This is a genomic window from Fibrobacter sp. UWH6 (genome assembly GCF_900142465.1).
Taxonomy (GTDB): Bacteria; Fibrobacterota; Fibrobacteria; order Fibrobacterales; family Fibrobacteraceae; genus Fibrobacter.
Genome location: NZ_FRAX01000039.1, coordinates 1 through 12,264 on the forward strand (window position 1 = coordinate 1; position 12,264 = coordinate 12,264).

4 protein-coding genes and 2 pseudogenes are annotated in these 12,264 nt (G+C 46.3%); all 6 read right to left on the minus strand.

Annotation, left to right across the window (positions count from 1 at the left end; all coding sequences use genetic code 11):
• Window positions 1–383 (minus strand): annotated as a pseudogene (locus tag BUB73_RS16340) (carbamoyl phosphate synthase large subunit); the annotation flags it as partial.
• Window positions 384–657: 274 nt separating this feature from the next.
• Window positions 658–1,596, minus strand: a complete 939-nt coding sequence (locus BUB73_RS16345; protein ID WP_139259272.1) for a hypothetical protein — start codon at window positions 1,594–1,596, stop codon at window positions 658–660.
• Between the two features lie 78 nt (window positions 1,597–1,674).
• The gene (locus BUB73_RS16350) at window positions 1,675–6,351 is read right to left on the minus strand and encodes an RHS repeat domain-containing protein (RefSeq protein ID WP_170932364.1); all 4,677 of its coding nucleotides are present in this window, start codon (window positions 6,349–6,351) and stop codon (window positions 1,675–1,677) included.
• Window positions 6,344–10,708, minus strand: coding sequence for a hypothetical protein (locus BUB73_RS16355; protein ID WP_139259274.1), 4,365 nt, complete (start codon window positions 10,706–10,708; stop codon window positions 6,344–6,346). Before BUB73_RS16355 ends, BUB73_RS16350 begins: the two co-directional genes overlap by 8 nt.
• On the minus strand, window positions 10,705–10,986 hold the full coding sequence (locus tag BUB73_RS16360; RefSeq protein ID WP_073287533.1) for a hypothetical protein: 282 nt from the start codon (window positions 10,984–10,986) through the stop codon (window positions 10,705–10,707). The genes BUB73_RS16355 and BUB73_RS16360 overlap by 4 nt, the downstream gene beginning before the upstream one ends.
• A gap of 303 nt (window positions 10,987–11,289) precedes the next feature.
• Window positions 11,290–12,264: pseudogene (locus BUB73_RS16365) on the minus strand (carbamoyl phosphate synthase large subunit); the annotation flags it as partial.

A 12,264-nucleotide genomic window follows, 5' to 3' on the forward strand; every position in this document is an offset into this window, starting at 1 on the left:
AGCTGGTCCATCATCTTGCGGAACAGGTCGCGGTCTTCAGCGATGTCGATGGAATCGATGCTGGTACCGAGAATCTTCACGCCTTCGTCGCTGAGTGCGCGGGCGATGTTCAGCGGAGTCTGGCCACCGAACTGCACGATAACGCCAGCGGGCTGTTCCTTCTTGTAAATCTGGAGAACGTCTTCGAGGGTAACCGGTTCGAAGTACAGCTTGTCTCTGGTATCGTAGTCGGTAGAAACGGTTTCCGGGTTGCAGTTCACCATGATGGTTTCGTAACCCATTTCGCGGAGAGCCATTGCAGCGTGGCAGCAGCAATAGTCGAATTCGATACCCTGGCCGATTCTGTTCGGGCCACCGCCGAGGATCATGATCTTCTTCGGGTTGTTGGTGGTCTTCTTGTTAAAGTCCTGATGCTCTTTTGGGCGTTCCCCGCGCTCCGCACGGGTCGGGCTATATCTTATGGGTTGCCCGGTTCACTCCGTTCCCGCCCAACCTCCTAAAACCGAGACCACGGTCTAGGCCCCAAGGGGTCACGCTTCGCAAATTCGCTATCCCTAACGCGTTTTATAAAACAATCTGCTATTGACTTCAAAGATGGCAACCATTTTTTTCTCTTCAGATTCTTGCCACATTACAAGGTAAAAGAACAGACCTCCATCATTTGTCTACATTAAAAAGCATCTTCATTTTTTTTACAGCTTCAGGAAAATCAAGTTCATTCACTACAAATGATTGAAAGCCTTTTTTGAAAACCAGCCGAACAATTCCATTTTTGCTTTTTTCCACTTTATATGGGGTAGTTTTATCAAATAAAAAAATCTTTTCTCCATAAAGAGTACAAAGAATAAACTTGTCCTTAAGCCACTTTATCTCAAGGACCGTCAGGGAATGACTATAAGCACGGGAAAATCCAAAAAAAGAAATCAGAAAACATATTGCCGTGGAATATCCTTCTTTTCCAGGAATCTCCCAAAAACAAAGAAACAATAAAATCAGGGAACAAAAAAATTCTACCAAAATTAGAGGCTTCCCTCCAGAAGATGTCACCGAATTATAAACGACTTGTTCGCCTCCGTTTCCATCACATTTTTTTTTCATCTCAGTTAATTCACTATGAATTTCAATTATCTTTTTTACGACCTTCGGGAAATCACATTCTTCTAGTCGAAATGTTTGCCATCCTTTCTTGAAAATCAGGTAATGATTTCCAAAGTTCGTAATTTCAGACTTGAAGAGAGCTTGTTTACCTAACAAGAATTCCTTTTCCCCATAGCGTGTAACTAATACAAATTTATCTTTGAACCATTTTACCTTCAAAACTTTCTTTGAGAAAAGATAAACAAAGAAAGTAAAAAAAAATTCCATCAGTACGAAAAGGATCCACAGAACGCCCTTATCTTCTATCATGCACCATGCTACTACACCCAATATCATAAGGCTTGCCATATAGAGAATCGCCAGGACGTTTACTACATGCTTATCGTTTTCTAGCTTAAAGATTGAACCATCTTCAAAAGATTCATCAAAAATTTCTCTTTTTTCAGCATCTTTTTGATTATTCGGCAAAGGTCCATCCATTCCATAATTCGGATTCAATGCGTCACACCACAGGCAACGGGGCATGTCATCTTCGTATTTTCGATTGCATTTTGGACAAATCATTAATATGTACCCTTAAAAATTTGTATACCCATTACAACCGACATAACATTTATTTGGATGCCGGATACTTTCTAAGTCCGTATTTATTCCATCCATAATATTTTGATAATCATTGTTAATTTCATCCATATCAATAGTTGTTTGGGGAATTTCAACATCAATACCGCTTGCCGGTTTCTGACTATCTGTTATATTTCGTATCTGTTCAATACTATGTTGTACCTGCTCTTGAGAATTACTTGACTGTGAATATGATTCATTCGATGTCTTATTATAATCAGAAGCATGAAAAATGTTCGGAGTATTTTCCCCGTAATTATTTGATTCATTAGCTCCAATTATCAAATTATTTGATAAAGATCCCATTGATGTTCCTTGAGATTGCAGAACGGACATAGAACTGGCTATTGTAGAATTAACAGCAGAATTGAAGCCATACAACATTGAATTTCCTGCATCAGCAAGCCATTGACTACTTTCATACATTTGGTTCATTGCAAATAAACCTCCAGTAAACATGATTGAGCCAAGTGCATTCTCAGTTTTTCCATCAAGCGATTGCTTTAAAACATTTGAATTAGTAAATTTACCCAATGGTCCGGACAAAGCTCCTGTCGTACCAGAAATAATATAATCCGTTGCATTACCAAAATTTTCTTTTTTAGCAAGATTTCCTATTGCAGTCTCACCCATTGAAGCTGCAGCACCTAAAGCAATTCCTCCAACCCCTTTTACAGCTCCGACAGCCCATCCCCCTGCAACACTCAATCCAGCTGCGCCGATGCCACCCAAAATAGCCATGCCCAAATTTGTTCCATCATAGATATAATCAGCAACACTAATTCCGACGTAGACGGATATTGCAAATATACCAACAGCAAGAACAACGGCAATGTTTCCATCCACATCCACGTAGTTTACAGGATTTCCACCGAAATGAAAAGGATTGTCGAACTGTTTTGCAGCATCTGGACTAATCCATACACCAAATACCGGGTCAAAATACCTTGCCCCATAATAGTACAAGCCCACGCGCTCATTCAGTTCCTTACCGGTGTACTGTTCGGCGGGACTGTCGCCAGACACCTGAATTTTCTTCTGTGTTCCATAAGGCTCATAGGCAAGTACATTTCCTGGTCCGTTATCCACAAGAGTCATCACTAATGAACCCTGATAGTCCTTGATATACCATTCCTTCGAGGAGTCGGGCAGAATTCGACCCACGATTCCCGACTTGCCCTGAATCATCCTGTATTCGGCAATGGAACTGTCATTTGCAACGTATACCCGATGCCGTTCAAGGGCTTTCTTGCCTCCCACCATGATGTCGGTGCGGATTGCTTGCAACGTATCATTTTCGTATGCAAAGGTGGCAATGCGCCAACCAGAAGGGTCATAGACCACCAGTTCACGCCATATCGACGAGTCTGACGTCTGCACGAAGGAAACCGGCATTCCATACGGGTCATATTCCACCGACAGGTTCTTGGAACTGTCCGCGATCATTCGTCCCGATGCATCATAGACAAAGTTGTTTGTCCTTGACGCGTTCCTTGCAGAATCGAGAGCGATAGAGCCAGTAACTCTGTTGAGCCTGTAAGAATCGTCGTAATAGTTGTAGCCGAGTGTGCTCCCGTCGTATCCCTGCGCAAGAGTTCGACCGTTCTTGTCGAAACTAAATGTTGCTTCCGGAGCAGTTCCGCTCCGCTTGACCAAATTGCCCGGCATGTCATAGAGGAAGCTTGACACCCTGTTACCCGAAGAATCCGCAATGCCATACGTGGTGGATAATTTGGCAATCATTCCGTCGTAACGGGGGCGTTCATTTGTCGAAGCGGCGACATCCTCGTAATTAAGGGTCTGCCGGAAAAGCGTATCGCCCGAGGTCGTATTCAGGATATTCAATGCTGTCGTCTGTCCATGCAGATGATAGGCATAATCGGTCCGAAGTCTATCGCCGACCGTCACAGCCGAAACCTGTCCCAGGTCGTCGTAGGTAAACCTGACTATGTTCAGCCCTTCGCCATCAAAGATCGTCTTGACACGTCCCTTGTCATCGTAATCATATCTACGAGCATCAAGAATCGCTCCATTCGCGTCAAAAACAGATACCTTCAAAAGGCGGGAAATGTTGTCATACTCATATTGCTTGGAGACAACGGTTCTTGTAGAGTCCCTTTCCGCTCCGGTGTAGCGGATTGCGACAGTCTTGCGCCCCAAGGAATCGTAGGCGAAGAAATCCGCCACAAGCGCGGCATCCGCCCCGATACGGGAAGCCGCAAGAGGGTTGCGGGTCCATTTACAGGCGAGTTTTCCGCGAGTGTTTTTCAGAATCTTGTCAGTAAAATAACCTTCGAGCTTTTCATTGCCGATTCTGTCAAGACAGGCGGAAAGGCTGTCGTATGCGGAGCCCGAATATTCCGTCTTTACTCCCGGAACGGGCGACCGGCTTTCAGCGATTTCCCTGAGCCTTGCATCTATAACCAGGTCAAGAACGCTCTCGCCGATGGAGACAATGCGACCCTGGGCATCGTATTCCTTGTAGGAAACAGCATTCCTCCCCCGCTGTTCTTCCGTAACGGATATGCGGATGCTGCCCGACTTTGTGTAGTAGAATTTTTCCGTTCCCACATCGGGACCGTCGGACGCAACGTTTCTCCCGGCAGCATCGTAATCCGACACCACGGCAAAGGCGGAATCGTTCTGGTCCACGTCGAGCGGAGTGATTGTCCGGCGCAAGTTTCCTTCGCGTGTATATTCATATTTCTTGACAGACCATTGCCAGTTTCGCATGTTTGTCCCTGTCGTGTCCAGGGCAAAAGCAGTCTGCATAAGTTGACCAAGACGATTTTTCCAGGAAAGTGAGATACGGCCTTCAACATCGCGGCTGTACGAAAGGGTATAATTTTTCTGGGTATTGTTTTTCGCGAAGTTCAACGACTGGGGAATGTTTAGGTCCGCCACATAGGCGTAATCGGAAGAACCTACATGCGCCCCGTCCACTTTCCACGGCTCGCCGGGCATGGAACTCCTGAGCAATCGGCCATCCTGCAAGGAATACTGGTTTTCGGTATAGGCATAACCAGCTGCATCGGGGCCGTCGCCATCCAGCGAGAAATAGTCATTTGCATGGACCAAGGATGAATCTACATACCCTTCACGCTCCAGTTCTGCGACATAGGAATAATCTTCCTGGAATGCTCGACCCAGGTTGTCATAACGAGATTCCTTGACGGCAAAACGCATGGCGGGGGCGAAGAACAGGAACGACGGTGCCGTGATGCTGGACTCCTGCATCAATTCCACGTTCTTCGCATAGATTAGACCATACAAGGCGCTCTGGTGTCCCAGTTCAATTTTTGCATTCGGTGCAACGAATACGCCCGCCAAGCCGGAAATTGTCCCCAACCTTAATGTAGATGACTGGCCCAGCCGCCATCCGATAAAGTAACGGGCGGTGGAATCATGTGACATGATGGAATTGTCGCTAATAGAAAGAGACGAACGGACATGGATGACGACATTTCCCTGCGACAAATCGAATCGCAGCGTCGCCGTGGGCTCGACAGAGAAACTGTCGAAATAATAGTCACCCGCAGAAAGGCGTAAAACGCTCCTTGCTCGAATCAACCCGTTTGCGTACTTGCCTGGAACAAGGGTCGAGTCCGCATCATTGGCGAGAGAGACATCTGATGTTCCTACAGGAAAATCTTCTGGCGGGAACGAACAGGCTTCGGTTTCGGTATTTTGTTCGGACTGCTGGACGAAAGTCTGGTTGCCAGTCCAAAGGCCGATCCCGTAATTGACCACCGCAAAGACGGAATCACGGTCTCCCATACGCACTGAATTTTTCGCGACAACTCGCAGTTCCGAAAGGGACGTGTCGCGAATCGTCACGTCGTTATCTATGAAGACGGAATCACCGGAACCGAGATTGCCACCATGGGACTTGCTTCTCGCCCTGACTTTGAGTTTCCCCGTCGCATAGGCAGTGAAGTCGTTCATACATTCCGAGGGCAAAAGTTCGCTCGCGAATTCCCTGTGGACCAACGCCTCGGACATGTGACCACGACCGAGCCCGTCGGAAAAGGATATTCCCATGCCGACAGTTCCGCGGGAACTAGCCTCCTTGCCCGGTTCCAGGACAACATCGTCAAAGAGCATCGCCGCACTGGATGAGCCTGAAAGCGAGATTCTGATGAACCTGATACCGTCTGGAATGTTGAATGTATGAGAATATGGACTCCACTGAACCGCACGGGTGTATTTTTTCCCGTCCAGATACGACGCCTGCGTGTTCTTGTCGGAGTAGAAATATATTCTCGGCGATACGACCGCCCCGTTCACATTGTATGCAAAAAGACTCAATGTAAAGACGGAATCTCCGTCAACCGGCACGAAGTCGGACACCGGTCCACCCGTCGGGGATGTTACGCCAACATAACTGCCATAAACTGGCCGGATGTCCTGGCCGTAGGCCGACATTATTTCCGCACGGGAAAGTCGTTTCCCGTTCCACGCATAGAAACCGTCCTCAAAACTCCAGTTCGGCAGCATGTTGCCGTGCGTAAAGGAAAAGGAGTAACTTCTGGCATGCTCCGTATTCTCAATGACCACCGCTTTTGGAGGGTTAGCAAAGGCAAAGGTTGCAAGAACAGGCACACAAAGGAGAGAGAATAACTTATTCATTTGCCCCTCCCACATTTTCATTTAGACGATGTTTTGCATTGTCCGTGAAAATTCTTCCCTTCGAATCTCTTGTAGCACGGCGTTGATGATTCTTGTCATAGACAAATTCATTCTTCTGGAAGTCCATTCCCATCGTAGAAAGCGGAAGTCCCGCCCTGTCGTAAGAAGTCATAGTGAATGCCGCCGATGACGGGAAGGCGACAAAATCGTCCACATAGACAACCCGGGAATCATCTCCCGTGGGCGTTCCCGTTCCAAGCCAAATTCTAAGATGATCGTCGGCTGTCGTATCTGCAAACATTCCGTCCGCTACCAGTTCAGAATATGGAATCTCTATTTCATAACGTTGCCACCTGTTAGCCAAGAAAGGTTCGTTTACGGGATTATAACTTGCGATTGACCTCGCAATACTCTTGTCCGCCCTGCGGAACTCCGCGATGAGCATGGGTTTCACACCCGTAGAATACGCAAACGCGGATATTACGAAACTGTACTTATACCGACGGAGTTCTTTCAGGCTTATATTCCTGGTGGGGCCATAACCGTCCGTAACCTTGAACGAGTACAACCCGTCATAGACCTGGACGCTGTCGAGAGCGGTCTGCGCCATTTCCCATCCGTTCAAGGCCCCATGTTCGGCCGTATTGAGGGCGACATCGGTACAGGCCGCACCCGGGAATGTTCCCGCCAAGAGAGACCTATGGCCTTCATAAACATTGCAACTAGAACGCATGCCAGCATTGGTCAAGCTGGCAATCTCGGTCACGTGACCGCAACTATCGGTAGAAATCACCGAGTCAGCCTTTTCCCATCCCGCTGAAATCGGGAAGGATTTTCCGACACGAACCGGGGCCTGCCACACATAGCGCGAAGCCGCCATTCCGGGGATTTTGACTGAATACGCCGCCCTGGATGCAAATGCGACGCTGTCGGCCAGGAACACTTGCGCGGGATTGGAAGACTCGATTGCCGTCAACGGACTGGACGTGAACGGGACATAGGAGTATTGTTTGACGGGATTCTTGAAGACCATGCTGTCCGCATTGCTTTCGAGCACCTGTTTTTCAAGGATTTTCTGACTGAATAAATAATACGGCCCCGACTGTCTCAGCGTCCCCATGAACTGCCCGGACTCGTTATCCAATAGCACATTCTTATCGACCGTGCGTATCTTGTTTCCGTTCGGATCGACGGAAACATTTATCGTGGAATCCAGCAGGTTCACTATGAGGCCATTCGGCCAGTTACGTCCGGCACCGGAGTCCAAGGCAAACACGTTGCGGGACAGACTACGCAATGCTCCCGACCTGTCGTAGCGACGAGTTTTTTTAAGAGTTCCCTGAAGGTTCTTCTGGTATCCGACAAGAGGCATTCCTTTAAGGTCTGCGATAAAATCATAACGGGCCTTTGTCACCGTATCATTACTGACGAAAGCAACTGTACTCACTACGGGGGCAATAAACTGCGCCTGCTGCGTATGGGCGTTAAACTCAACAATGCCGTCCGGCTGAGCATACGTGAACTTGGTGTAGCGATTAGTGGAATCAGTCGAATTTTCCTTCCAATAGCGTTCCACCACTGGATAATTTTGCGGTTTCCAGAAATTCTGGCCGGAATACTGGGCTAAACCAATCAAGTTTCTACCGGAAATAGAATCCACGACAGTCTTCGCCATCAGACGGTTCGGCGAGGAATAGGACCTTAAACTAGGAATCGATATATAATAAAAATTAAGAGGCGATTCAAAAAAGGCGGATGTCCTAAAAAAAGGGTTTGTCTCAAAATTACGCATTCTGCTATACGAACCTACTTTACAAACGCCTGTATTGAGACAAAGATTTCCTTCATCAGTAGATCCAGTTTGATAAAAAACTATCGGGTCACTTTGCGAAAATTGTACATCGAACACATTGCTATCCAGTTCACTTGTATGGTCTAAAACTGGATTGGCTGGATCACGGGGAACATGAAGCAACAAGTTGTGATACCTGCCATTCTGGATTACAGGACGAGTTGATTCATATCGTTCCTCAAGATATAGCGCATCCCTGGTCGCTGATACAAAAACATTATTACTTGTACCGTTAAACGGGAAAATTCCATTTTTATCTAGTTCATAGACAATGGTTCCATTGACAGTCTTCTTTCTCCAAAGGAACACATTGCTCTTTGCCTTAGATTTTTCAACAACATAACTATCCATTATGTAAAAAACATCACCACAAAAAGCATCTCCGCTGCATTGATATGCCCCATCATCCCAATGTTCGTTTGCCATCTGTTGGAAATGTTTTCCATCGAAATACATGGCAACAATATATTCCGTGCCACCCTTATTCAATGTCTCAAATAGGATGTTTCCCAACAAAGTAATTCCATCCAGTCCCTTTTGAAAATTCATTGTGTAAGTAGTTCCATTTGAGGATTTTTGAATTCCAAAATCTGGGAATATAGATGGAGAACTTGTCAGTTCTTCAAAATTTCCATCCTTATAAGCGAATACATTCAGGACATCATTGTGACTTTCTCCAACAATAAACATTGTTGATGACGCATCAACTGTTATAGGATATGACCATTCGAGACAGGTGTTGGAACTGCCGCTACGGATTGGCTCCCCATAGTTTGAAGTGTTTGGAAAACCGCATAAATCCTTTGTCTTTGGTAATAGAGTCCAATTTCCTGTTGACGGATGACGGACAACGGGATAAATTCTACGCGTATCTCCATCTTTCTCGACAACCAGGAAATAATTCTCCTGTGTTACGACATTTTCAATAGTTCCCAAGAGTTCTGTAGGTGTGACAAAAAAATCACCCACTACAGAATCCTGTTGTACGAACCTAAAACCATTCCATTCATAAAAATCTATATCTCGACCACCCGCATCGGCTATAATAAGATAGTTGGAAAAACTGAATAAACGGGGAACTTCTTTTCCTGTCATCTGAAGATTGAACGGGTCCGAAAAATAATTTCCATCATTGTGATAAATCTGCACGAAAAGATCCTGTTTATCCCCCGCTTGTGTATTAATCAATGTTGCATAGCAAAATTCTTCAGAGCAGGATACACCATTAAGGTATTTTTCCCTATCCGCAACAGGAATCTGCACCTGGTCCCCTGATATGTTGCGCATAGTGTCAGGTTCAGAAGGGGACTTCGCATCAGAAAATGAGTCCAAAGCGACATTTGAATAGTTGAAATGGTCGGCAGAATTATCAGGAAGAACAACCTGACTTAACAATCCATTAGATTCGTTGTAATCAAAAGTCCAGGAGCGAGCCTCTCCACCTATTATGGAATCCTTGACTGAAAGAAGATAACGCTTGTCTGCAAGATTTGAGACATGGCGAATTCCCTGAGATAAGGTGATTTCCTCGTAGAAGTTTCCCTGGACAAAGGTCTTTATTTTTGAAAGGAATCGCGTCTCATATAGTCGTTGTGAATCCTTAGGCTCTGCGGTTCCATATCCAGGATATTCGCTGGCTTCCATTGGGGCGTAAATAAACGCTATGGAGTCAATCGTCTTGTCCCCGTCTTTCCAGTAGATTCTGGACAAAGCGCTTTCGCGGGTGTAGGACTTTCCCGGAGCGGCAATTTCTCCGACTTTAGAATATCCAAAATGGAGTTCTGTACTACTGTTAAAATCCGTCACTTTAGACAAGTCATAACGATAAACAAAAGGTACAAGTCCCGTAGTATCCGCAGGGAATGCGGCAACAACATTCCCTCGGCTCAACTGTGTTCTTCTGGCATTGTTCGATTCACCAAAAAAAAGCACCGTGCCATCGGGCATGATGAATTTCCATTTTGAAAACTGTTTGCCAGAAACCGTCGGCAAGACCTTTATATATGGATTTGTAGATACATAATAATCACCGGCATCGTTCTGTAAAATCTGTCCGCCGCCGTAAGGACCCAAGTCGCAATAGATAAAATCATCGGTTGTCGTTACCGTTCCCTGATGATTTATGGCGACATAGGGTGTAGACAGGTTCCAACCCAAGCCATAAGCTCCCGATGGGGCAGATTCATTTGAAGATTGAAGGATGGGCTGAATACCACCATAATAATTTAGACTTAAAGACCAAGACAGAATTCCTCTAGCATTTATTGATGTTAAGGGAATACTATAATATGGTTGACCGTTAAAAATGTTCACATTGGAAACGACTTCTCCAGAAGCCTGCGATGGTTCAAATTCACTATGAGCGATTGTCGTACTTCTATAGTTAGAAAGGCCCCTAGAAATTATGCGCTTAATGAATCGTAAAAGAGAGTCTGTAGATGAATCAGCTATTGACAACGACGGGAGAATACAAAACAGAATCAAAAATTTTTGCAAACGACTCATTCTTCTTCAAGCTCCGGATGAAGTATCATGAAACGAGTTCGGCAGTATTCCTTTTCCTTTGCATTCGCCTTTTGAATCCTATTGCATTCAGACACACTCTTCATTTTGGCAATTAGTGCATTCAGTTGTTCAATTCTCTGTTCACTTTTTATCGCTTGAACGACTGAATCGGGCAATGGCTCAGGTACCAGCAAAGAATCCGTTGTTGCAAAGCAAAACACGGAAATAAACAAACATAAAATAAATGATTTCATAGCAATAATATAATTATTCGACATTTTCTTGATTCAATGAATTCATTATGATATTCCTATTTCGGAGTATTTTCAAAAAAAACTATGGAACGATTTAGTGCAAATGCGGAATTACTATTTTTGCAATAGAGTCCAGGCGTTGCGAGGCGGAGATTACAGAAACCCATGCGGCTCAACTATAGCCATACAAAAAGAGAACTGCCGTTAAGCAGTCCTCTTTGAAAAGGGAGATTCCCGCTTTCGCGGGAATGACGCATTATGCCTCATTCCTCAAAGAGAGCCGAAGGCGAACGACCTCATCGCTCAAAGCGACGAAGTCGCGACCTCTTACACCTCTTCAATAGAAGCGTGGTATTCCTGAAGGCTCTTTACAGCTCCCTTACCGGACTTAGCAGCCGCAATGCCCTTGACGGTGTCGAGAGCGGCGGCCAGGGTGGTGATGTAAGGAGTCTTGTACTTGATGGCAGCCTTACGGATGGCGCTTTCATCGGCAACAGCGTCGCGGCGAGCCCACGGGGTGTTGATGATGAGGTTCACCTGCTTGTTCAGGATGACATCCAGAACGTTCGGGCGGCCTTCGGCGATCTTGTTCACCACTTCGCACTTGACGCCAGCCTTTTCGTAGAACTTGGCGGTGCCTTCGGTGGCGTAGATCTTGAAGCCCAGTTCCTGGAAACGCTGACCCACTTCGATGGCCTGGTCGCAGAGGTTGGTCTTGTCAGACAAACTAATCAGCACGGCACCGGAAGACGGGAGGATAGAACCTGCGGCTTCCTGGCTCTTGTAGTAAGCCAGGGCGAAGTCTTCGGAGAGGCCCAGCACTTCACCGGTGGAACGCATTTCAGGACCGAGAACCGGGTCAACCTTGGGGAACTTGTCAAACGGGAACACAGCTTCCTTGGCGCCGTGGTGCTTGAACTTCTTGTCCTTCAGCTTCAGATCTTCCAGCTTTTCACCCATCATGAGGCGGGTAGCAAGACGGGCCATCTGAGTGTTACAGACCTTAGAAACCAGAGGCACGGTACGGGATGCGCGGGGGTTGGCTTCGAGAACGAAAACCTTGCCGTCTTCGATAGCGTACTGCATGTTCATGAGACCGCAAACATGGAGGGATTCTGCAATCTTACGAGTGTAATCCTTGATGGTCTTCAAGTTTGCTTCGGTAATGGTTACCGGCGGAATAATGCAGGCGGAGTCACCGGAGTGAACACCTGCAAGTTCCACGTGTTCCATCACGGACGGAATGTAAACGTGTTCGCCATCAGAGAGGGCGTCGGCTTCGCATTCCAGAGCGTTGTGGAG